The following is a 22,778-nucleotide window of genomic DNA, read 5'->3' as shown; positions in this document are numbered from 1 at the left end:
GACCTTTAGAACGCTATCGCGAGCAAGCTCCGCTCCTACAGATGAAGGTGTCTTCTGTAGGAGCGGAGCTTGCCCGCGATGCTTTTAACGCTTCTCCCAGACTTCGAAGCTGTAGGCCGGCTTGTCGCCTTCCGCCGGGTTCGGCACGTTCGATACCAGCGTCCACCGCTGCTGATCGAACTCCGGAAACCACGCATCCCCTTCCGGGCTCAACGCCACGCGGGTCAGGTACAGCCGATCGGCCTGTTCCAGGCCTTGCGCATACAACTGCGCGCCACCGATCAACATCAATTCGTCGACGCCCTGCTCCAGTGCCCACTGCTCGGCGCGGACCACCGCGGCTTCCAGCGACGGATACACCTCGGCGCCTTCCAGGCGCAGGTCGGCCTGGCGGCTGACCACGATATTCAACCGGCCCGGCAGCGGCCGCCCCAGCGAATCCCAGGTCTTGCGCCCCATGATGATCGGCTTGCCCAGGGTCGTGGCCTTGAAGTATTTGAAATCCCCCGGCAGGTGCCAGGGCATGCTGTTGTCGACGCCGATCACGCGGTTTTCACCGAGGGCCGCGATCAGGCTGAGAGGGAGAGTTTTTTTCATGCCGGCGAGGATACCAGAGGCTCGGCGCCCCGCAACGTACCCCGATCGGCATCACAGCGGTTATGCTCAGCGCTCATTTAAGCAACGGAATGACGCGTGAGCGACCTGACCCCACTGGAAAAACTCTGGCTCACCGAAGCCGTGCGCCTGCGCGAGGAACACGCCGGCCCCCTGGAGGACCAGGAAGCCAATCGCCTGGCCCGCACCGCCGGCGGCGACCTGGCGAACCGCATCCATTACCGCGCGCTGTGGCTGGCCGAACGCGACGGCCTGGTCGCCGCCCTGCGCCACTGGGTCCAGGGCGCGCGCCTGGCGCTATTGTTGCTGGCGCTGCTGGCCATCGTCAGCGGCGCCGGCCTGGCCTTCGCCGCCCTGGGCGACGGGCAGGCGCCGGTCAATGTGTTCTGGGCCCTGGGCAGCCTGCTGGGCCTCAACCTCATCCTGCTGCTGAGCTGGGCCCTGGGCCTGCTGTTCGCCGGCGAACACGGCGCCAGCCTCGGCCGCCTGTGGTTGTGGCTCAGCGAAAAACTCGCCCGCGACGCCAAGGCCGCGCAACTGATGCCGGCCCTGCTGTTGTTGCTGCAACGGCGCAAACTCAATCGCTGGGCCATCGGCACCCTGGTCCACGGCCTGTGGCTGCTGGCCCTGCTCAGCGCCGTGGCAATCCTGTTGATGCTGCTGATCACCCGGCGCTACGGGTTCTACTGGGAAAGCACTCTGCTTGGCGCGGACGCCTTCGTGGCCATGACCAACGCCCTCGCCGCCATCCCCCGCGCCATCGGTTTCGGCGCGCCGACGGTCGAGATGATCCACGCCAGCACCCGGGACGTTTACAACACCGAGCTGGTCCGCCAGTCCTGGGCCGTCTGGCTGGTAGGTTCGCTGATCATTTACGGCGTGCTGCCGCGCCTGTTGCTGATGCTGCTGTGTCGCTGGCGCTGGAAGCACGGGCAGGCGCGTCTGCGCCTGGACCTCAACCTCCCCGGCTACAGCCAGTTGCGCGAAGCGCTGATGCCCAGCAGCGAACGCCTGGGGATCAACGATGCCGCGCCCGAACGGCTGCACCGCGTCGAAGGCGGCATCAGCGCGCAGGACAGCGACGGCGCGCTGCTGGTGGCCATCGAGCTGGACGACCAGCGCCCCTGGCCGCCGTCATTGCCGGCCACGGTGAAAGACGCTGGCATCCTCGACAGCCGCGAATCGCGGCACCGCCTGCTGGAGCAACTGACCCGTTTTCCTCCGGCGCGCCTGGCCATCGCCTGCGACCCGCGGCGCTCGCCGGACCGCGGCAGCCTGGCGCTGATCGCCGAGCTGGCGCGCAGCGCCACGGCCACCCGGGTCTGGCTGTTGCAGGCGCCGCCGGGCCAGGCGCTGGACGCCGAACGCCTGGGCGACTGGCACGTGGCCCTGCAACAACTGGAACTGCCGTTCGCCGATAGCGCGCCGTTCAACTGGCTGGAGACCGGGCATGACTGAGACTCGCAAACCGCCGTTGAAACTGGCGGTGGTCGGCCACACCAACGTCGGCAAGACCTCGCTGCTGCGCACCCTGACCCGGGACGTCGGCTTCGGCGAGGTGTCCCATCGTCCCAGCACCACCCGCCATGTCGAGGGCGCGCGGCTGTCGGTGGACGGTGAGCCGCTGCTGGACCTGTACGACACCCCCGGCCTGGAAGACGCTATCGCCCTGCTCGACTACCTGGAACGCCTGGAGCGCCCGGGCGAGCGCCTGGACGGCCCGGCGCGGCTGGCACGGTTTCTCGACGGCAGCGAGGCGCGCCAGCGTTTCGAGCAGGAAGCCAAGGTGCTGCGCCAGTTGCTGGCCTGCGACGCCGGGCTGTACGTGGTCGATGCCCGCGAGCCGGTCCTGGCCAAGTACCGCGACGAGCTGGAAGTCCTGGCCAGCTGTGGCAAGCCGCTGCTGCCAGTGCTGAACTTCGTCAGCAGCGCCGACCATCGCGAGCCGGACTGGCGCGAAGCCCTGGCGCGCCTGGGCCTGCATGCGCTGGTGCGTTTCGACAGCGTGGCGCCGCCGGAGGACGGCGAGCGACGGCTGTATGAAAGCCTGGCGCTGCTGTTGGAAAGCTCGCGGCCGCAACTGGAACGGCTGATCGCCGACCAGCAGGCGCAACGCCTGGCCCGCCAGCAAAGCGCCGCGCGGCTGATCGCCGAACTGCTGATCGATTGCGCCGCCTGCCGGCGTAGCGTGGCGAGCGATGCCGCCCAGGAACAACAAGCCATCGGCGAATTGCGCAAAGCCGTGCGCCAACGCGAACAGCGCTGCGTCGAGGCGCTGCTCAAGCTCTACGCCTTCCGCCCGCAGGACGCCGCCGCCAGCGATCTGCCGCTGCTCGACGGGCGCTGGGGCGACGACCTGTTCAACCCGGAAACCCTCAAGCAGCTCGGGGTCCGGGTCGGCGGCGGGATCGCCGCCGGCGCCGCGGCCGGGGCCGGCGTCGATCTGCTGGTGGGCGGCCTGACCCTGGGCGCGGCGGCGCTGGCCGGGGCCATCGCCGGCGGCGCCTTGCAAACCGCGCGCAGCTACGGCGGCCGCCTGCTGGGCAAGATCAAGGGTCAGCGCGAGCTGACCGTGGACGACAGCGTGCTGCGTCTGTTGGCCCTGCGCCAACGACAGCTGGTGCAGGCGCTGAACGTACGCGGCCACGCGGCGCTGGACAGCATCCAGCTGGCCACGCCCCAGGACCAGACCTGGCGCGAAGGCAAGCTGCCGGAAGCGCTGAACAAGGCCCGCGCCCATCCGCAGTGGTCGTCGCTCAACCCGGCGCCGCGCCTGAGCCAGGCCGAGCGCCAGGAGCAGATCGAGGTGTTGGCGCAGAGCGTGGCGCTCGACCGTTAGGACGCCATCGCGAGCAAGCTCGCTCCTACAGGGGACGTGCTGTCCGTAGGAGCGAGCGTGCTCGCGATAGCCATTTCCCAAGCACTACAGGATTCAGATCAGGCGTTCAGCAGCCGCGCCGCCTTGTCCTTGAGCACCTGCAAGTCCAGCACCGGCACCCGCAACTCCTTGGCCTGTTCGTCCCAGTGGCGCAAACGCAGGCTCACCGCGCACAGTGGGTCCTGCTCGAAGGCATGGGCCTCCTCGGCGCTCATCATCCCGCCCTGGTATTCCAGGGTGAGGCGGCTGGCTTCGCTCAGGCGCTGGTAGTAGCCCGGCTCCTTGAAGGTCAGGTAACGCTTGGCCTGCACGTGATACTCCACCAACCGCGCCAGGCGCTCGCTGAAGCCGGCGCGGCGCAGGTAGTCGGCGCCCAGCCGCTCATGGCTGACCGTGCCGAAACCGCCCATGCTCTGCGGGTCCTTCTCGCAGATATGCCCGATATCGTGGAAGAACGCCGCCAGCACCACTTCGTCGTCGAACCCCTCGGCCATCGCCAATTGCGCGGCCTGGGACATGTGTTCGATCTGCGACACCGGCTCGCCGATGTAGTCGCTGTCGCCAAAGCGTTCGTACAGGCCGAACACTTCGGCGATCCGCTGTTCAGGTGCCATCAGGCTTCCTCCAGCAAACGGGCGATATTGCCCTCGGCCATGGCCGGCCCGACGCTCATGCCCACCCCGGTATGCATCAGGGCTACGCTGACCCCGGCAGCCGGTTGCAGGAACGAGAACGGCCCCGGCCCGCGAGCGCCGTAGACCCCCTGCCAGCGCTCGACCACCTGCACCTTGCAGCCCAGGGTGTGCTCGGCCAGCTCGAGCATCCAGTTATCCACCTGCTCGGCATTGAACGGCGACGGGTCGCTGCCGTAATGGTGGGAATCACCGATGATCAGTTCGCCATAAGGCGTCGGGCTGATCAGCAGGTGAATGCCGTTTTCGTGCAGGTGCGGCGTGTCCCGCAGGATCTGCGCCTGCACCGCCGCCGCTTCGGGCAGGTCGGCAAAAGCGCCGTAGTGCACGCAGCTCAGGCCGGTGAGCAGTGCATGTTGCAGGTCCAGCGGCGCCTCGGGCCGGACGCGGAGCATTTGCAGGCGGCAGATCTGCGGGTCGAGCGCGGCGATCGGCTCGGCCAGCAGGGTCTGGTAGTCGTGGCCGGAACAGACCAGGATCTGTGCCGCGGCGAAGCTGCCGGCAGTGCTGTGCAAGCGGCCGGGCTCGATATCGCGCACCAGGGTGGAAAAATGGAACGCCACCCCAAGGTCGCGGCGCAGGTAGTCGATCAGCTGCGGGATGGCTTCCCGGGAATACAGCTGCTGGTCGTCCAGGCCATGCAGCGCCGCGCGGTGATGGCGAAAGCGCCCGCCGTACAGGTCGTTCAGCGCCGCGCCGCGCAGCAGTTCGACGCGGTAACCATGCTCCTGCGCGCGACCGGCGCAGAAGGCCTGCAGCACGTGTTCCTCGGCCTCGGTGCGGGCAAACAGGTAGGAACCGTTGCGCTTGAGGGGCAAGCCGGCGAGTTCCGCCCAGTCGCCCCAGATGCCGCGGCTGGCCCGGGCCAGGTCGAGCATGACCCCGGGCGGCTGGCCAGTCACCAGGGCTTGGCCGAAATTGCGCACCGACGCGCCCAGGGGCGTGGCGCTGCGCTCGAAAACCCTGACCCGCAAACCGCGCTTGGCGGCAGCATAGGCGTGGGACAGCCCGAGGATGCCGGCGCCGACGATCAGCAGGTCGTTGTGGTTGCTCATGGGTGTGGTCCTTGAGAGATGACCTCTGCGAGGTCGATCGCGAGCACGCTCGCTCCTACAGGGTTGTCCCTTGTTGGAGCGAGCGTGCTCGCGATAGCGGTCTATTGGTTACTTGGCGACGACTTTCTCGGACTTGCCGTCATAGCGCTTGCGCCACTCGGCGAGGATCTCGTCGCGGTTCTTCGAGGCCCAGGCGAAGTCGTTCTTGATCAGGCGCTGCTCGTAGTCGGCCGGCAGTTCGGTCTGCGGCTTGGCGATGCCCGGCTGGGCCAGGACCGCGAAGTTCTCCTTGTACAGCTCCATGGCCGCGGGGCTGGCGGAGAAGTCGGCGAGTTTCTTCGCGGCTTCTTCATGGGGGGTGCCCTTGATGACGGCGGTGGCTTCGATTTCCCAGCCCAGGCCTTCCTTCGGCAGCACGATGTCCAGCGGCGCGCCCTGGCGCTTGAGCTGCACGGCCGGGTACTCGAAGGAGATGCCGATCGGGAACTCGCCGGCCGCCGCCAGCTTGCACGGCTTGGAGCCGGAGTGGACGTACTGGCCGATGTTCTGGTGCAAATCGTCCATGTACTGCCAGCCCTGCTTCTCGCCGAAGGTCTGCAACCAGGCGCTGACGTCGAGGAAACCGGTGCCGGACGAGGCCGGGTTCGGCATGACGATCTTGCCCTTGTACTCAGGCTTGGTCAGGTCCTGCCAGCTCACCGGCTTGGTCAGGCCCTGCTTTTCGGCCTCGACGGTGTTGAAGCAGATGGTCGCGGCCCACACGTCCATGCCGACCCAAGCCGGCGGGTTGGCGGCGTCGCGGTAGTTGCCGCCGATCTTGCCCAAATCCTTCGGCGCGTAGCTTTGCAGCATGCCCTGCTGGTCGAGGATCGCCAGGCTGGAAGCGGCCAGGCCCCACACCGCGTCCGCCTGCGGCCGGGCTTTTTCCGCCAGCAGCTTGGCGGTGATGATCCCGGTGGAGTCGCGCACCCACTTGATTTCCACGTCCGGGTTGGCGGCTTCGAAAGCCTGCTTGTAGCTCTTGAGCTGCTCGGCTTCGAGGGCGGTGTAGACGGTCAGTTCGGTCTTCGCAGCGAAGGCGTTCATGCTGAAAGCAGTGAGCACGGCAGCGGCAACGGCCAGGGGCTTGAACATGGTGCGGTTCCTTTTCTGAGGTGAAGGTGTGGGTTGGGCAGATTCAGTGGCCGGGCGCGGTCTGGCGCCAGGCCTGGGAACGGCGCAGCAAGCCGCGCGAGGTCCAGGCCAGGAGCAGCGACACGCCCGCCGAGGTGAAGAGGATCAAGGTCGACATGGCCGCCGCGCCGCCGACGTTGCCGGCGTCGTCCATGTTCAGCACCGCCACCGCCGCGAGGATGGTGTCGGGGCTGTAGAGAAAGATCGCCGCCGAGACGGTGGTCATGGCCGAGACGAACAGGTAGCGCACGATGTCCAGCAGGGCCGGCAGGCAGATCGGCACGGTGACCCGCAGGTAATGCCGGTACAGCGGTGCCTTGAGCGACAGCGCGGCGGCCTCGAATTCGGCGTCGAGCTGGCGCAGCGCGGTGGTGGCGGTCATCTGCGCGGTGGTCAGGTAGTGGGCGATGGTGCACACCACCAGCAGGGTCATGCTGCCGTAGAACACATGCAGCGGGTTGCCACCGAGGTTGAAGAAAAAGACATAACCCAGGCCCAACACCAGCCCCGGCACCGCCATCGGCACGAAGCTGAGCATGCGCAGCGCCAGGTTGAGGCCGCGCTGGGTGTGGGTCTTCTCCATCAGGTAGGCGCCGGTGAAGATCAGCACGCTGCCGATCAGCGCCGTGCACAGGGCCATGGTCAGGCTGTTGCGATAGGCCAGCCAGCCGCCGCCGGCGGTGTCGTTGAACTGGTAGTGATTGAGCGACAGCGAGAGGTTGTACGGCCAGAACTTGACCAGCGAGGAGAACACCGCCATGCCGAACACCAGCAGCAGCGCCGCGCAGATCAGCAGCACGATCGCCAGGTAACAGTTGTCCCGCAGCCGCGAAGGCGCTGGCTGGAACACCTGGGCGCGACCGCTCATGGAGTCGCCGTGACGACGGCGCAGCCAGGCGTCGACGCCAAAGCTGAACAATGCCGGCAGCAACAGCACCATGCCGATCAGGGCGCCGCGGCCGAACTGCTGCTGGCCGACCACCGCCTTGTAGGCTTCCAGCGCCAGCACCTGATAGTCGCCGCCCACCACCACCGGCACGCCGAAGTCAGTGATGGTCAGGGTGAACACCAGGCAGAACGCGGCGAACACCGCCTGCCGCGTGGCCGGCCAGGTGATGCTGCGAAAGGCCTTGGCGGGGCTCGCGCCCATGCTCGACGCGGCGTCGAACAACCGTGCGTCGGCCAGGGACAGGGCCGACAGCAGGATCATCAGGGCGTGGGGAAAGGTGTAGATCACCTCGCCCAGCACAATCCCCCAGAAGCCGTAGATATTGTCCGAGAGCAGCCCGCGCAGCAGGCCCTGGTTGCCGAACAGATAGACCAGGGCGATCCCCGGCAGCATCGACGGCGCCATCAGCGGCAGCAGCGACAGGCCGCGCCAGATCGCCTTGCCGGGAATCAGCGTGCGTTGCAGGGCATAGGCGAACAGGTAAGCCAGCGGCACCACGATGGCGGCGACGCTGAGGGAGACTTTCAGGCTGTTGCCCAAAAGCCAGTGGAAGTTGGCGCTGGCCAGCAGTTCGCGAGCCGCGGCCAGGCCGCCGCCCTGCCCGGCTTCGCCGCTGAAGCCGCGCCAGAAGATCGCCAGCAGCGGCAGCAGCACCGCCAGGCCCAGCAACACCAGCAAGAGCAGTTTGCCGCCGAGCACGAAGAGGCGGTCGCCGATTTGCGCGCGGGCCGCCTGGCGCGCCCGTTTCGCGGGTAGCGGCAGGGTCAGGTCAACGGCCATATCAGGCAAACACCTGCAGGCTGCGCGGCGGCAGGGCGACCCAGATGTCCTGGGCGCCCAGGCGCGGCATGGCTTCCGGGGCCAGTTCGGCCAGCAGCGGATGGCCGGGCAGTTCGTTGAGCTCGAAGCTCATGCGGCAGCGGTTGCCGAGAAAGGTGATTTCCCGAACCTTGGCCGGGAACAGGTTTTCCTCGTGCACCGGCGGGTTGACGCTGATGGCTTCCGGGCGGCAGAACAGCCGGCCCGCCGCGGCCTTGCCGGAGTCGGCCGCCAGCCGCACGTTCATCCCGCCGACCTGGGCATGGCTGTCGCTGCTGCGGCGGAACGGCAACCAGTTGCCCTGGCCGACGAATTCGGCGACGAACGGAGTCGCCGGACGATCGTAGATTTCCTGGGGCGTGGCGTACTGCTCGACCTTGCCGTTGTTCATCACCGCGATGCGGTCGGCCATCAGCATGGCCTCGTCCTGATTGTGCGTGACCATCAGGGTGGTGATGCCCAGGCGCCGCTGCAGCTGGCGCAACTCGGTGCACAGGTGCTCGCGGACCCGGGCATCGAGCGCCGACATCGGTTCGTCGAGCAACAGCAGGGATGGCGCCGGGGCCAGGGCACGCGCCAGGGCCACGCGCTGCTGCTGGCCGCCTGAAAGCTGGCCGGGGTATTTCTTTTCGCTGCCGGTCAGGCCCACCAGTTCCAGCATCTGCGCCACGCGCTGGCGCACTTCGTCGCGACCGCTGCCGGCCAGGCCATAGGCGATGTTGGCTTCGACGCTGAGGTTGGGGAACAGCGCATAGGACTGGAACAGAATGCCGTAGTCCCGGGCCTGGGGCGCCAGGTGAGAGACGTCACGGGCGCCCAGGAACAACTCGCCCTGGTCCTGGCGTTCGAGGCCGGCGATGCAACGCAGCAAAGTGGTCTTGCCGCAGCCCGACGGGCCGAGCAGGCACACCAGCTCGCCGGCCGCCACGTCCAGGGAGACGTTATCCAGGGCGGTGAAGGCGCCAAAGCGTTTCTGCATGCCGCGCACTTTCATCGGCGCGCCGGGGTTGCTCAGGGCAGTTGCGATCGGGTTGTTCATGGACAGGCCTCATCAAGCAGATGCAGGCCATCCTAAGGAGCGAATGCGTAGTTACTGTGGCAACGAGGCAAAAGCTGCCGATAGTGGTATTGGCGGATTTGGGTTCAAGAGAACACAGAACCTTGTAGCCGCTGCCGAGCCCGCGAGGCTGCGAACGGTTGCGCAGCAACCGCAAGCCTGACAACGCCGTTTGACGAGGTGACTGCAGGGGGCCTTCTGCGGGCGCTACGCACCCGTTCGCAGCCTCGCTGCGCTCGGCAGCAGCTACAGGACGAGAGGTGAGGTGAGGATCAGGCCGGGGCCATTTCCTGGGCCAAACCGAGAAAGGCCGCCGGCAGGCGCGCGCCCTTGCGTTCCTTGAGGCAGTACAGGTACTCGGCGATCTGCGGCGCATTCTCGATGGTCAGCACCCGCAACTGCGGATCGTGAGGCACTTCCTGGCGGGCAATGATGCTGATGCCGATATTGCGCAGCACCGCTTCGCGGATCGACTCGCGGCTGCCGATTTCCAGCAGCGGGCCGAAGCCGACCCGGGCGCCGGCGAGCAACTCCTCGGTCAGGCGCCGGGTGGTGGAACCCGGCTCGCGCATCAGCAGGGTGTGCCCGGCCAGGGCGTTCAACGGCACATGGTCGAGGGCCGCCAACGGATGATTGCGATGCACCGCCAACACCAGCGGGTCGCTGCCGAGCACCCGGCGGATCAGCCGCGCATCTTCCAGCAGTTGCGACGACGCGGCGATATCGACCCGGTACTCCTCCAGCGACTCCAGGACCTGCTGGGAGTTGCCGATCTCCACCGACACCTCCACCTGGGGCAGGCGTTCGCGGAAGGTCTTCACCAGGTCGAGGATGTAATACGGCGCCGTGGCGGCGATCCGCAGGGTGCCTTGCAGCTGGCCGCTGTTGCGCAGGAAAAACTCGATATCGGCTTCCTGCTGCAACAGCGCCTTGACCATCGGCAGCAACCGGGCGCCCTCTTCGCTGACGCTCAGGCGGCGGCCGCCGCGATAGAACAGCTCGACCGCGTACTGGCTTTCCAGATGACGGATCTGGGTGGTCACCGTGGGCTGGCTCAGGCCGAGCTTTTTCGCCGCCAGGGTGATGCTGCCCAGGCGGGCCACCATGTAAAACGCCTTCAGCTCGGCACTCAGCACCGCATCCTCTCACCCTCTATTTGCGCAACAGGCGCAAACCGTTGAAGACCACCAACAGGCTGACGCCCATGTCGGCGAACACGGCCATCCACATGGTGGCCAACCCGAAGAAGGTTACCCCAAGAAAGATCGCCTTGATGACCAGGGCCAGGGCGATATTTTGCACGAGGATGTTCGAGGTCTGGCGCGACAGCCGGAAAAACGCCGGGATCTTGCGCAGATCGTCGTCCATCAGGGCAACATCGGCGGTCTCAATGGCGGTGTCGGTACCGGCTGCCGCCATGGCGAAACCGATCTCCGCGCGGGCCAGGGCCGGGGCGTCGTTGATCCCGTCGCCGACCATGCCGACCCGATGCCCCTGGGCGTACAGGTCCTCGATGGCTTGCAGCTTGTCGGTCGGCAGCAGGTCGCCGCGGGCCTGATCGATGCCCACCTGGGCCGCGATGGCCTGGGCGGTGTGCGGGTTGTCGCCGGTGAGCATCAGGGTCTTGATGCCCAGCTCGTGCAACTGCGCGATGGCCTCGCGGCTGGACTCCTTGACCGTATCCGCCACGGCGAACAGCGCCAGGGGGCCTGCGCTGTCGAGCAGCAAGACCACGGTCTTGCCCTGTTTCTCCAGGGCGAACAGCTTCTCTTCCAACGCCGGCGAGCACAGCCCCAGTTCCTCCACCAGACGGTGGTTGCCCAGGTGGTAGAGCTGGCCGTTGATTTCGCCACGCACCCCGCGCCCGGCCAGGGCCTCGAAGTTATCCACAAGGTGCAGGCCCAGTTGTTTATCCACAGCCGCGTTGGCGATGGCCAAAGACACCGGGTGGTCGGAACGGGATGCCAGGCTCGCGGCGATGGCCGGGGCGCTGTCTTGCGCCAGCGGGTCGAGGGCCAGGAAATCGGTCTGTACCGGCTTGCCGTGAGTGATGGTGCCGGTCTTGTCCAGCGCCAGGTAGTCGAGCTTGTAGCCGCCCTCCAGGTACACGCCGCCCTTGATCAGGATGCCTTTGCGCGCCGCCGCGGCCAGGCCGCTGACGATGGTCACCGGGGTGGAAATCACCAGGGCGCAAGGGCACGCCACCACCAGCAGCACCAGGGCGCGGTAGATCCAGTCGAACCAGGCGGCGCCCATGAACAGCGGCGGAATCACCGCCACCGCCAATGCGAAGGCGAACACGGCGGGGGTGTAGATTTTCGAGAAGCTGTCGACGAAGCGCTGGGTCGGCGCGCGGGCGCCCTGGGCCTGCTCCACGGCATGGATGATCCGCGCCAGGGTGGAGTTGTTCGCCGCCGCGGTCACCCTGTATTCCAGGGAACCGGCCTGGTTGATGGTGCCGGCGAAGACCTTGTCGCCCACGGTCTTTTCCACCGGCAGGCTTTCGCCGGTGATCGGCGCCTGGTCGATGGTCGAACTGCCGGCCATCACCTCGCCGTCCAGGCCGATACGCTCACCCGGACGCACCCGCACCAACGCGCCCAGCTCGACGCTTTTGGCATCCTGCTCAAACCAGCTGCCGTCCGCGGCCTGCACCGTGACCTGTTCCGGGGTCATCTGCATCAGGCCGCTGATGGCGTTGCGGGCGCGGTCCAGGGACTTGGCTTCGATCAACTCGGCCACGGTGAACAGGAACATCACCATCGCCGCTTCCGGCCACTGGCCGATCAGCACGGCGCCGGTGACGGCGATGCTCATCAAGGCGTTGATGTTGAGGTTGCGGTTCTTCAGGGCGATCCAGCCTTTCTTGTAGGTGCCCAGGCCGCCGCTGAGGATCGACACCAGGGCGACCACCGCCACCACCCAGGTCGGCGCGGCACTGGTGAAATGGATCACTTCCGCGGCCAGCGCGCCGACGCCGGAAAGCGCCAGCGGCCACCAGGGCTTTTTCACCGGCACCGGGGCCGGCTCATCCGACTCGCCTCCCAGGCCGATGGGCTCAGCCTCCATGCCCAGGGACTTGATGGCGGCGACGATCGGCGCGACGTCCTCCAGGTCATGGGTCACGCCCAGCACCCGGTTGATCAGGTTGAACTCCAGCTGCTGCACGCCAGCCAGCTTGCCCAGCTTGTTCTGGATCAGCGTCTGCTCGGTCGGGCAATCCATGGCGTCGATGCGGAAACTGCTCAGGCGCGCATTGGCGCTCGGCGCGGCGCTGAGCTTGATCAGCGACGGCGCGGCGGCCGACGAACAGCACGAATCGCCATGGCCGGCGGCTTGCGGCTCGCTCAACTGGACCAGCGACGGCGACGAGCAGCAGGAGCCGCCGTGGCCCGCGTGGTCATGGGGCTTGACCGGCTGCAACTTGGCGCCATGGCTATGGTCGTGGTCGTGGTCGTGGTCGTGGCCAGCATGCTTGGAATCAGCGCCGGGCTTGCCGTGGGTGTGCAGGGAATCGCTCATGAGGTCGCGTCCGAAAAGGTGCCTGTTGCCAAGTGAACACCCTGTAGCCACTATAGGGTCAAGCACCCTTTCGGAGATTGTCGCGATGAAAATTGGCGAGCTGGGGAAACTGACCGATTGTCAGGTCGAAACCATCCGGTACTACGAACGCGAAGGCCTGCTGCCAGAACCGGCCCGCAGCGACGGCAATTACCGCCTCTACACCCAGGCCCATACCGAACGCCTGACCTTTATCCGCAACTGCCGCAGCCTGGACATGACCCTCGAGGAAATCCGCAGCCTGCTGAACCTGCGCGACAGCCCGCAAGACCAGTGCCAGAGCGTGAACGCGCTGATCGACGAGCATATCCACCACGTCAAGGCGCGGATCGACGGCCTGCTGGCCTTGCAGACACAGCTGATCGACCTGCGCCAACGCTGCAGCGAAGGGCCGGACCTGGATCAATGCGGGATTTTGCAGCGCCTGGAAGTCAGCGGCTCGGTGGCGCCCAGCGAGGCCGAGAACTCTCACGTAGGCCGCAGCCACGGCCATTAAACAAGCCCTGTAGGAGCGAGCTTGCTCGCGATAGCGACGGTGAAAACGCCGCAATATTCAGCCTGACGGCTGATCGCGAGCAAGCTCGCTCCTACAAAGGGTGTGTCTCAGACCGCCATCGGCGCGGTCATCGGCGCGTGGTGCTGGTAGCCGTCCAGGGAGAAGTCGCTCGGCTCGACCTTTTCCAGCCATTCCGGCTGGTACACGCCCGTCTTGGCGAACTCCGGCACGCGCTCGGAAATCACCAGTTTCGGCATCGGGAACGGCTCGCGTGTGAGCTGCTCGTTGAGCATGTCCAGGTGGTTTTCGTAGACGTGGGCATCGCCGATGAAATAGGTGAACCAGCGCGGGGTGTAGCCGGTCAGGCGCCCGATCAGGCTCAGCAGCGCGGCTCCCTCGGTGAGGTTGAACGGCGTGCCCAGGCCCAGGTCGTTGGAACGGATGTAGAGGGTCAGGGAGATTTCCCGGGTCTCGACATTCGGGTGGAACTGATACAGCAGGTGGCACGGCGGCAGGGCCATTTCATCCAGCTGGGCGCAGTTCCAGCCGTGGAACAGGATGCGGCGGCTGCCCGGGTCCTTGATGATGGTGTCCACGCACTGGCGCACCTGGTCGATAGCCTTGTACAGGACCACGTAGGCCTGGCCGTTTTCCTCGCCTTCGGCGATCTGCCGGTAGCCCTGGCCCAGGGTCTGCTCGATGGCGGCCGGATTGCTCAGGGGGATCTGCTTGTACGCCGGCCACTTGCGCCATTGCACACCATAGATCTCGCCCAGATCGTCTTCGCCCTGACGGAACGGGTTGGCCAGCCATTGGGCGTTTTCGTTGGCGTTCTGGTCCCAGACCTTGCAGCCCAGGGCGCGGAATTCGGCGGCGTTGTTCACCCCACGAAGGAAACCGCACATCTCGCCGATGGCCGACTTGAAGGCCATCTTGCGGGTGGTGATCGCCGGAAAACCTTCCTTCAGGTCGTAGCGCAACATCGCGCCGGGAAAGCTGATGGTGTTCACGCCGGTGCGGTTGGCCTGCTTGGTGCCGTTCTTGATGACGTGGGCGACCAGATCGAGATATTGCTTCATGTATTACCTGTGTCCTTGAAGGCAGGGCTTGCGCCCTGCGATCCGAATTTAGAGCGCGGCGTCTTTCGCCACCGGTGCCGCTGGAGCGCGATGGTAGGCCAGCCAGATCAGGAACAGGCCGCCGACGATCATCGGCAGGCACAGCACCTGGCCCATGGTCAGCCAGTTCCACGCCAGGTAACCCAGCTGCGCATCCGGGACCCGGACGAACTCGACGACAAAGCGGAAAATACCGTAAAACAGGGCGAACATCCCGGAAACTGCCATGGTTGGGCGAGGTTTGCGCGAGAACAGCCAGAGAATGAGGAACAGCGCCACGCCTTCCAGGGCGAACTGGTACAGCTGCGACGGATGACGCGGCAACTGCGCCGGATCGCTGAACGGCGGGAAGATCATCGCCCACGGCAGGTCGGTCGGCTTGCCCCACAACTCGGCGTTGATGAAGTTGCCGATGCGCCCGGCGCCCAGGCCGATCGGCACCATTGGCGCGACGAAGTCCATCAGCTGGAAGAACGACTTGCCGTTCTTCTTGCCGAACCACAGGGCTGCCAGCATCACCCCGATGAAGCCGCCGTGGAACGACATACCGCCTTTCCAGACCTCGAAGATCAGCGTCGGGTTGGCCAGGTAGGCACTCAGGTCGTAGAACAGCACATACCCCAGGCGCCCGCCGACAATGACCCCCATCGACATCCAGAACACCATGTCGGAAAGTTTTTCCTTGGTCCAGGTCGGGTCGAAGCGGTTCAACCGGCGCGACGCCAGCAGCCAGGCGCCACCGATGCCGATCAGGTACATCAGGCCGTACCAGTGAATTTTCAGCGGACCGATGGCCAAGGCCACCGGGTCGATCTGCGGGTAAGGCAGCATTGCGACTCCTCGTTAGCGTGAAACTCGATGTGCGCCGGACCATGCCACGCGCGGATTAAGCCAGGATTGCGAAACCAGTCAGACCAGGAACGTCAGGCCGACCACAAACAGCAGGGCGGCGAACAAACGCTTCAACAGGCGCGGCGACAGCCGATGGGCCAGCCGCGCGCCGAAGCGGGCAAAGACCATGCTGGTCAGGGCGATGCCCAACAGCGCCGGCAAATACACAAAACCCAGACTATGAGCCGGCAACAGCGGATCATGCCAGCCCAGAATCATGAAACTTATGGCACTGGCCACGGCAATCGGCAAACCGCAGGCCGAAGACGTGGCCACCGCCTGCTGCATGGGCACGCTGCGCCAGGTCAGGAACGGCACGGTCAGCGAGCCGCCGCCGATGCCGAAAATCGCCGAGGCCCAGCCGATCACGCTACCCGCCAGGGTCAACCCGAGCTTGCCGGGAACGTCGCGGCTGGCCTTGGGCTTGAGGTCCAGGGTCATCTGTAGGGCGACCACCAGAGCGAAGACACCGATGATTTTCTGCAGGTTCGGCCCGGAGATCGCTTCGGCCGTCAGGGCCCCGACTCCGGCGCCGAGCAGGATGCCGACGGTCATCCAGGCAAAGATCGGCCAGCGCACCGCGCCCTTGCGCTGGTGTTCGCGTACCGCGTTGACCGAGGTGAAGATGATGGTCGCCAACGACGTGCCGACCGCCAAGTGGGTCAGGATCGACGGATCGAAACCTTGCAGGGTGAAGCTGAACACCAGCACGGGAACGATGATGATGCCGCCGCCCACGCCAAACAGACCGGCCAATATGCCTGCGCAGGCACCCAGCAGCAGATAGAGCAGAAATTCCATGGAGGCATCCCGAAAAGAGAGCGGCATGGTAACGGATGCATGGCCCCTGGCTCCACTGGATGGCGATGGATACCCAGCCGATCTGTGCGTAAAGTGGGCAAAAACACAAAAGGGACGACCTGATGTGCTTGATCGTATTCGCCTGGCGGCCGGGCCACGCCCTGCCCCTGATCGTTGCGGCCAACCGCGACGAGTTCTACGCCCGCCCCAGCCTGCCGCTGGCACAATGGCCCGAAACCCCCGATATCTATGCCGGGCGCGACCTGGAAGCCGGCGGCACCTGGCTCGGCGTAGGCGCTGGAGGGCGCTTCGCCGCCCTGACCAATATCCGCAATCCGCACCAGCCCCCGGCACGCCGCTCACGGGGCGAACTGGTGGCGCGATTTCTCAGCGCGAACCTGTCGATAGACGACTACTTGACCGACGTTGTCGGCCGATCGCTGGAATATGCCGGCTTCAACCTGCTGGTGGGCACCCCCGACCAACTCTGGCACTACAACGCTCACAGCCATGAACCGCAGCGACTCGACAGCGGAGTGTACGGCCTGTCGAACGCCGGGCTCGATACGCCCTGGCCCAAGCTGCTCAAGGCCAGGGCCGCGCTGCACGAAGTATTGGACGACCCGCAACCCCAGGCCTTGCTGGCCCTGCTGAGCGATGCGCAGACCGCGCCGTTCGCCGACCTGCCCGATACCGGAGTCGGCCTGGCCACCGAGAGCCTGCTGTCGAGCGTGTTTATCGCCAGCCCCAGTTATGGCACACGAGCCAGCACGGCGCTGATCGTCGGGGCCGACGGTTCGCGGCATATGGTCGAGCGCAGTTTCGGGCCCTATGGCGGGCATTTGGGCGAGGTGGAGTTGCGGGTTTAGCGAGGTCCGGGAGGACGCCATCGCGAGCAAGCTCGCTCCTACAGGGATCGATGAAACACCTGTAGGAGCGAACTTGCTCGCGATTGAAACGACGCGGTAATGGGATTAAAGCGTCTTGACCGACGCCGGATTGATCATTCGCGCCAGGCCCAGGTTCTTCAGTGCCAGTTGCAGCGAGCTGTGGATAACTTGCGGGTTGTCGATGGTCATCAACTCGGCCAGCAACTCCTTGGCCTTGCTGAGATTGATCTGGCGCAGCATCCATTTCACCTTCGGCAGGTTGGTGGCGTTCATCGACAAGCTGTCGAAACCCATCGCCATCAGCAGCACCGCCGCCGCCGGATCGCCGGCCATCTCGCCGCAGATACTCACCGGCTTGCCTTCGGCATGGGCATCGCGCACCACGGTCTGCAAGGCTTGCAGCACCGCCGGGTGCAGGTAGTCGTAGAGGTCCGCGACCCGTGGGTTGTTGCGATCCACGGCCAGCAGGTACTGGGTCAGGTCGTTGGAACCGACCGACAGGAAGTCGACCTGACGCGCCAGCTCCTTGGTCTGGTAGACCGCGGCCGGGATCTCGATCATCACCCCAACCGGCGGCATCGGCACGTCGGTGCCCTCATCGCGCACTTCGCCCCAGGCGCGGTGGATCAGGTGCAGCGCTTCTTCCAGCTCGTGGATGCCGGAGATCATCGGCAGGAGAATGCGCAGGTTGTTCAGGCCTTCGCTGGCCTTGAGCATGGCGCGGGTCTGGACCAGGAAAATCTCGGGATGGTCGAGGGTGACGCGAATGCCGCGCCAGCCGAGGAAGGGGTTGTCTTCCTTGATCGGGAAATACGACAGTGACTTGTCGCCGCCGATGTCCAGGCTGCGCATGGTCACCGGTTGCGGATGGAAGGCGGACAGTTGCTCGCGATAGATCGCCAGCTGCTCCTTTTCGCTCGGGAAGCGCTGGTTGATCATGAACGGCACTTCGGTGCGGTACAGGCCCACGCCTTCGGCGCCGCGCTTCTGCGCCCGCGCCACGTCCGCCAGCAGGCCGGTGTTGACCCACAGCGGCATGCGGTGGCCATCGAGGGTCACGCACGGCTGGTCGCGCAACGCATCCAGGCCCAGGGCCAGCTGCTTCTCTTCCTCGACCACATCGGCGAACTGCTTGCGCAGCACGTCGCTGGGGTTGGTGTAGACCTCGCCGTGGTAGCCGTCGACGATCATGTCGATGCCGTCGACCTTGGAGTACGGCAGGTCGACCAGGCCCATCACCGTCGGGATGCCCATGGCACGCGCCAGGATCGCCACGTGGGAGTTGCCCGAACCCAGTACCGACACCAGGCCGACCAGCTTGCCTTCCGGCACCTCGCCGAGCATGGCCGGCGTCAGTTCTTCGCTGATCAGGATGGTGTTGTCGGGGTAGACCAGGGTCTGCTGGCGCTCTTCCTGCAAGTAGGCCAGCAGGCGACGGCCCAGGTCCTTGACGTCCGACGCGCGCTCGCGCAGGTAGGCGTCGTCCATCAGCTCGAAACGGTTGACGTGATCGGTGACCACCTGGCGCAACGCGCCCTGGGCCCATTGCCCGGTCTTGATCACGGTGGTCACTTCGCTGCCCAGGGAAGCGTCGTCGAGCATCATCAGGTAGACGTCGAACAGCGCCCGCTCTTCGGGACGCAGCTGGGTGGCGAGTTTTTCGGAAAGCGTACGCATGTCGGCGCGCACGCCTTCGATGGCGGTCTTGAACAGCGCCAGCTCGGCGTCGATGTCGCTGATGCTCTTGTCAGGCACCACGTCCAGGTCGGCCGGCGGCAGCATCACCACCGCGGTCCCTACGGCCGCGCCTGGCGACCCGGGCACACCGACGAACTTGGCTTCCTGGATACCCTTGCCCTGGCGGCCCAGGCCACGGATCGAACCAGTGGCCTCGGCATGGGCGATAACCCCCGCCAGCTGGGCGCTCATGGTCACCAGGAAGGCCTCTTCGCCCTCGTCGAACTGACGGCGCTCCTTTTGCTGGATGACCAGGACGCCGACGACCCGGCGGTGGTGAATGATCGGCGCGCCGAGGAAGGAGGCATAACGCTCCTCACCGGTTTCGGCGAAGTAGCGATAACGCGGGTGGTCGGCGGCGTTTTCGAGGTTGAGCGGTTCTTCGCGCGTACCGACCAGGCCGACCAGACCTTCGTTGGGTGCCATGCTGACCTTGCCGATCGAGCGCTTGTTCAAGCCCTCGGTGGCCATCAGGACAAAACGGTTGGTCTCGGGATCCAGCAGATAGACCGAGCAGACCTGGCTGCCCATGGCCTCTTTGACGCGCAACACAATAATCCCCAACGCCGCCTTGAGATCCTTGGCGGAGTTAACTTCCTGGACGATCTTGCGCAGCGTATTGAGCATGGCTCGGGGTCGAACTCCGTCGTCAGTCGCGCGCAAGAAGGCGCGGGGCAAGCTCTTTGAGAGCGCGGCGGTAAACCTCGCGCTTGAATGTCACCACCTGGCCCAACGGATACCAATAACTGACCCAGCGCCAGCCATCGAACTCCGGTTTACCGGTCAAATCCATCCGCACCCGCTGCTCGTTGGAGATCAGGCGCAAAAGAAACCATTTCTGTTTCTGGCCGATGCACAGCGGTTGGCTGTGGGTCCGGACCAGACGCTGCGGCAAACGATAGCGCAACCAGCCTCGGGTACAGGCGAGAATTTGCACATCCTCGCGCTCCAGGCCGACTTCTTCGTTCAACTCGCGGTACAGAGCGTCTTCCGGCGTCTCTTCGGGGTTGATCCCCCCTTGCGGAAACTGCCAGGCATCTTGATTGATACGGCGAGCCCATAGCACCTGGCCGGCATCATTCGTCAGAATGATCCCGACATTGGGGCGGAAACCATCGGGGTCGATCACGGCAACAACCTCGCAAACGCATGTCGCCGCATTGTTCCACAAAGGTTGTGAAAGCAGCAACGAGGCTTCCTACCTTATGTGCACTCTTGTGAAAAGACCGTATTCTGATGGCCTTTTTTCAGACTTATCAGCGAGTAACCGCGATGCGCCTGGCTTTATTCGACTTGGACAACACCCTTCTGGGCGGCGACAGTGACCACGCCTGGGGCGATTACCTGTGCGAACGGGGCTTCCTCGACGCCGTTGCGTACAAGACCCGCAACGACGAGTTCTACCAGGACTACCTGGCCGGCACGCTCGACAATGCCGCGTACCTGAATTTCTGCCTGGAGATTCTCGGCCGCACCGAGATGGATGTGCTCGACCAGTGGCACCGCGACTACATGCGCGACTGCATCGAACCGCTGATGCTGCCCAAGGCCGCGCAATTGCTGGCCAAGCACCGGGCCGCCGGCGACAAGCTGGTGATCATCACCGCCACCAACCGCTTCGTCACCGCACCGATCGCCGAACGCCTGGGCGTGGAAACCCTGATCGCCACCGAGTGCGAGATGCAGGACGGCCGCTACACCGGCCGCAGCACCGACATCCCGTGCTTTCGCGAAGGCAAGGTCACTCGCCTGGCGCGTTGGCTCGAAGAAACCGGCCACAGCCTGGAAGACAGCTACTTCTATAGCGACTCGATGAACGACTTGCCGCTGCTGGAACAAGTCGCGAACCCGATCGCCGTGGACCCGGACCCGAACCTGCGGGCCCACGCCGAGCAACGTGGCTGGCCGGTGATCAGCCTGCGCGACTGAAGACGCCATCGCGAACAAGCTCGCTCCTACAGGAATTACTGAAAACCTTGTAGGAGCGAGCGATCAGGCCATCAGACCGGTTTGGCGCCCATCAGCCCGGCAATGGCGAAGAAACACACAAAGCTGAACACCGCCAATGCCAGGGTGAACTTCGGGCTGCCGACCCCGGAGGCGATCCGCACGCGGTTGAGCCGCGCCAGCAACCAGAAACAGCTCAAGGCACCCACGGTGTAGATCACGCTGGACGCCAGGATCCAGGTTTGCCCCAGCGGCCAGCCCATCAGGTGCACCAGCCACCAGCCGCTGAACGGCAGGCTGGCCAGGCACATCACCAACAATAGCCAGACGAACACCAGGGGCCGGCGCAGCAACCGGCCGTAGATGCCCGCATCGCCCTTGCTCCGAGCGCGCCAGGTCCAGATGGCCAGCCCCAGCGCGCTGCCCAGCAACAGCACAGTGGCCAGGATATGTACGATTTTGAGGACGGTCAGCGTTTCCATGTAATGACTCCTTAGGCCTTGCCCACCAGCGTAGCCGTTCAGCCGAGGAACAGCTGGTACGCCGGGTTATCACTCTCGTCCCAATAGGGGTAGCCGATCTGCTCCAGCGCCGCCGGCACCAGATGCCGCTCGTCTGCCGGCACTTGCAGCCCCGCAACCACCCGGCCATCGGCCGCGCCATGGTTGCGGTAATGGAACATCGAGATGTTCCAGCGCCCACCCAGTTTGTTGAGGAAGTTGAACAGCGCGCCCGGACGCTCCGGGAACTCGAAGCGCAGGACCACTTCATCGACCACATGCGCCGCGTGCCCACCGACCATATGACGGATGTGCAGCTTGGCCAGTTCATTGTCGGTCAGGTCGATCACCGGGAAGCCCTGTTCCGACAGGCTGGCGATCAGCGCGCTGCGCGGGTCGTTTTCCGGGTGGGTCTGCACGCCGACGAAGATGTGCGCTTCGCTGCCGGTGTTATAGCGGTAGTTGAATTCGGTGATCTGGCGCTTGCCCACCGCCTCGCAGAACGCCTTGAAGCTGCCCGGTTTCTCGGGAATGGTCACAGCGATGATGGCTTCGCGGCCTTCGCCCAGCTCGGCGCGCTCGGCGACATGACGTAGGCGGTCGAAGTTGACGTTGGCGCCGGAGTCGATGGCCACCAGGGTCTGCCCGCTGACGCCGCGCTGCTCGACGTATTTCTTGATCCCGGCCACGCCCAGGGCGCCGGCCGGCTCGGTGATGGAGCGGGTGTCGTCGTAGATGTCCTTGATCGCCGCGCAGATTTCGTCGGTGCTGACGGTGATCACTTCATCCACGTAGTCCTTGCAGATGTCGAAGGTGTGCTGGCCGATCTGCGCCACCGCGACGCCGTCGGCGAAGAGCCCCACCGTCGGCAGCACCACGCGCTCGCCAGCGGCCATGGCCATTTGCAGGCAGTTGGAATCGTCCGGCTCGACGCCGATGACCTTGATTTCCGGGCGCAGGTATTTCACGTAGGCGGCAATCCCGGCGATCAGCCCGCCGCCGCCGACCGGAACGAAAATCGCGTCCAGAGGACCCGGGTGCTGGCGCAGGATCTCCATCGCCACGGTGCCCTGCCCGGCAATGGTGTGCGGATCGTCGTACGGGTGGATATAGACGTAGCCTTTCTCGTCCACCAGCTTCAGCGAGTAAGCCAGGGCCTCCGGAAAGGAATCGCCGTGCAGCACCACCTTGCCGCCGCGCGAGCGCACGCCTTCGACCTTGATCTCCGGGGTGGTCTTGGGCATCACGATGGTCGCCTTCACCCCCAGCACCTTGGCCGCCAGGGCCAGGCCCTGGGCATGGTTGCCGGCCGACGCGGTAACTACGCCGCGGGCGCGTTCCGCATCGCTGAGCTGGGTCAGCTTGTTGTAGGCGCCGCGAATCTTGAACGAGAACACCGGCTGCAAGTCTTCGCGCTTGAGCCAGACCTGATTGCCCAGCCGCTCGGAGAGCTGGCGGGCAGTCTGCAACGGGGTTTCTACGGCAACGTCGTAAACGCGCGAGGTGAGGATCTTCTTGACGTACTGTTCGAGCATCGGAAAGCATCACTGGGCGGGTTGGGCAGGGCCAGCGAGTCTAACCCAGCGTTTGCCCGGGCGA

At 65.4% G+C, this 22,778-nt stretch carries 20 protein-coding genes; 5 read left to right on the top strand and 15 right to left on the bottom strand.

Annotated elements, in window-relative coordinates:
- Positions 1–84: 84 nt before the first annotated feature.
- Positions 85–597, bottom strand: coding sequence for a dihydrofolate reductase (locus tag BTN82_RS29770; protein WP_075122574.1), 513 nt, complete (start codon positions 595–597; stop codon positions 85–87).
- A gap of 96 nt (positions 598–693) precedes the next feature.
- Here BTN82_RS29770 and BTN82_RS29765 point away from each other — a divergent pair, with 96 nt between their 5' ends.
- Positions 694–2,073, top strand: a complete 1,380-nt coding sequence (locus tag BTN82_RS29765) for a DUF2868 domain-containing protein (RefSeq protein ID WP_075122573.1) — start codon at positions 694–696, stop codon at positions 2,071–2,073.
- Entirely contained in the window at positions 2,066–3,454 is a 1,389-nt protein-coding gene (locus tag BTN82_RS29760) for a GTPase/DUF3482 domain-containing protein (RefSeq protein ID WP_075122572.1), read from the top strand. Before BTN82_RS29765 ends, BTN82_RS29760 begins: the two co-directional genes overlap by 8 nt.
- 98 nt (positions 3,455–3,552) lie before the next feature.
- On the opposite strand, the gene BTN82_RS29755 is transcribed toward BTN82_RS29760, so the two are convergent.
- The 7 genes from BTN82_RS29755 to BTN82_RS29725 all read right to left on the bottom strand — a co-directional run bounded on the left by BTN82_RS29755 (position 3,553) and on the right by BTN82_RS29725 (position 12,760).
- Positions 3,553–4,107, bottom strand: coding sequence for a phosphonate degradation HD-domain oxygenase (locus tag BTN82_RS29755; protein WP_075122571.1), 555 nt, complete (start codon positions 4,105–4,107; stop codon positions 3,553–3,555).
- A complete protein-coding gene (locus BTN82_RS29750) occupies positions 4,107–5,240 on the bottom strand; it encodes a TIGR03364 family FAD-dependent oxidoreductase (protein ID WP_075122570.1) in 1,134 nt (377 codons plus the stop codon). Before BTN82_RS29750 ends, BTN82_RS29755 begins: the two co-directional genes overlap by 1 nt.
- Positions 5,241–5,348: 108 nt before the next feature.
- Positions 5,349–6,374 (bottom strand): putative 2-aminoethylphosphonate ABC transporter substrate-binding protein, encoded by a 1,026-nt coding sequence (locus BTN82_RS29745; protein WP_075122569.1) that lies wholly within the window; start codon positions 6,372–6,374, stop codon positions 5,349–5,351.
- Positions 6,375–6,417: 43 nt separating this feature from the next.
- Positions 6,418–8,142: a putative 2-aminoethylphosphonate ABC transporter permease subunit gene (locus BTN82_RS29740; RefSeq protein WP_075122568.1), complete on the bottom strand. Its 1,725-nt coding sequence runs from the start codon at positions 8,140–8,142 to the stop codon at positions 6,418–6,420.
- A gap of 1 nt (position 8,143) precedes the next feature.
- Positions 8,144–9,220: a putative 2-aminoethylphosphonate ABC transporter ATP-binding protein gene (locus BTN82_RS29735; protein ID WP_075122567.1), complete on the bottom strand. Its 1,077-nt coding sequence runs from the start codon at positions 9,218–9,220 to the stop codon at positions 8,144–8,146.
- 290 nt (positions 9,221–9,510) lie between these two features.
- Positions 9,511–10,374 (bottom strand): LysR family transcriptional regulator, encoded by an 864-nt coding sequence (locus tag BTN82_RS29730; RefSeq protein ID WP_075122566.1) that lies wholly within the window; start codon positions 10,372–10,374, stop codon positions 9,511–9,513.
- 16 nt (positions 10,375–10,390) lie between these two features.
- Positions 10,391–12,760 carry a heavy metal translocating P-type ATPase gene (locus BTN82_RS29725; protein ID WP_075122565.1) on the bottom strand — a complete coding sequence of 790 codons (2,370 nt, stop codon included), beginning with the start codon at positions 12,758–12,760 and terminating at the stop codon, positions 10,391–10,393.
- 85 nt (positions 12,761–12,845) lie between these two features.
- Between BTN82_RS29725 and cadR the strand changes: the two genes are divergently transcribed.
- Entirely contained in the window at positions 12,846–13,295 is a 450-nt protein-coding gene (gene cadR / locus BTN82_RS29720; RefSeq protein ID WP_075122564.1) for a Cd(II)/Pb(II)-responsive transcriptional regulator, read from the top strand.
- 107 nt (positions 13,296–13,402) lie between these two features.
- On the opposite strand, the gene BTN82_RS29715 is transcribed toward cadR, so the two are convergent.
- From BTN82_RS29715 to BTN82_RS29705, 3 genes are all read right to left on the bottom strand, one after another.
- A complete protein-coding gene (locus BTN82_RS29715) occupies positions 13,403–14,374 on the bottom strand; it encodes a thymidylate synthase (RefSeq protein WP_075122563.1) in 972 nt (323 codons plus the stop codon).
- Positions 14,375–14,422: 48 nt separating this feature from the next.
- The gene (gene lgt / locus BTN82_RS29710; RefSeq protein ID WP_075122562.1) at positions 14,423–15,244 is read right to left on the bottom strand and encodes a prolipoprotein diacylglyceryl transferase; all 822 of its coding nucleotides are present in this window, start codon (positions 15,242–15,244) and stop codon (positions 14,423–14,425) included.
- Positions 15,245–15,322: 78 nt separating this feature from the next.
- A complete protein-coding gene (locus tag BTN82_RS29705) occupies positions 15,323–16,105 on the bottom strand; it encodes a sulfite exporter TauE/SafE family protein (protein ID WP_075122561.1) in 783 nt (260 codons plus the stop codon).
- A 122-nt stretch (positions 16,106–16,227) separates the two neighbouring features.
- On the opposite strand from BTN82_RS29705, the gene BTN82_RS29700 reads away from it, so the two are divergent.
- Positions 16,228–16,974 (top strand): NRDE family protein, encoded by a 747-nt coding sequence (locus BTN82_RS29700; RefSeq protein ID WP_075122560.1) that lies wholly within the window; start codon positions 16,228–16,230, stop codon positions 16,972–16,974.
- Positions 16,975–17,079: 105 nt separating this feature from the next.
- Here BTN82_RS29700 and ptsP read toward each other — a convergent pair whose 3' ends face one another.
- Together ptsP and BTN82_RS29690 are read right to left on the bottom strand one after the other, a co-directional pair.
- Complete coding sequence (gene ptsP, locus BTN82_RS29695) at positions 17,080–19,359, bottom strand: phosphoenolpyruvate--protein phosphotransferase (RefSeq protein ID WP_075122559.1); 2,280 nt, start codon at positions 19,357–19,359, stop codon at positions 17,080–17,082.
- Positions 19,360–19,381: 22 nt separating this feature from the next.
- Complete coding sequence (locus BTN82_RS29690; RefSeq protein ID WP_007927344.1) at positions 19,382–19,861, bottom strand: RNA pyrophosphohydrolase; 480 nt, start codon at positions 19,859–19,861, stop codon at positions 19,382–19,384.
- A gap of 143 nt (positions 19,862–20,004) precedes the next feature.
- On the opposite strand from BTN82_RS29690, the gene BTN82_RS29685 reads away from it, so the two are divergent.
- Positions 20,005–20,661 carry an HAD family hydrolase gene (locus tag BTN82_RS29685; RefSeq protein ID WP_075122558.1) on the top strand — a complete coding sequence of 219 codons (657 nt, stop codon included), beginning with the start codon at positions 20,005–20,007 and terminating at the stop codon, positions 20,659–20,661.
- Positions 20,662–20,732: 71 nt separating this feature from the next.
- Here BTN82_RS29685 and BTN82_RS29680 read toward each other — a convergent pair whose 3' ends face one another.
- On the bottom strand, positions 20,733–21,161 hold the full coding sequence (locus BTN82_RS29680; protein WP_075122557.1) for a DUF2269 family protein: 429 nt from the start codon (positions 21,159–21,161) through the stop codon (positions 20,733–20,735).
- A 38-nt stretch (positions 21,162–21,199) separates the two neighbouring features.
- On the bottom strand, positions 21,200–22,714 hold the full coding sequence (gene ilvA, locus BTN82_RS29675; RefSeq protein ID WP_075122556.1) for a threonine ammonia-lyase, biosynthetic: 1,515 nt from the start codon (positions 22,712–22,714) through the stop codon (positions 21,200–21,202).
- Between the last annotated feature and the right edge of the window lie 64 nt (positions 22,715–22,778).

This window comes from Pseudomonas chlororaphis (assembly GCF_001921865.1).
GTDB classification, from domain to species: Bacteria; Pseudomonadota; Gammaproteobacteria; order Pseudomonadales; family Pseudomonadaceae; genus Aquipseudomonas; species Aquipseudomonas chlororaphis_D.
This window is presented reverse-complemented; position numbering and strand designations above follow the sequence as displayed.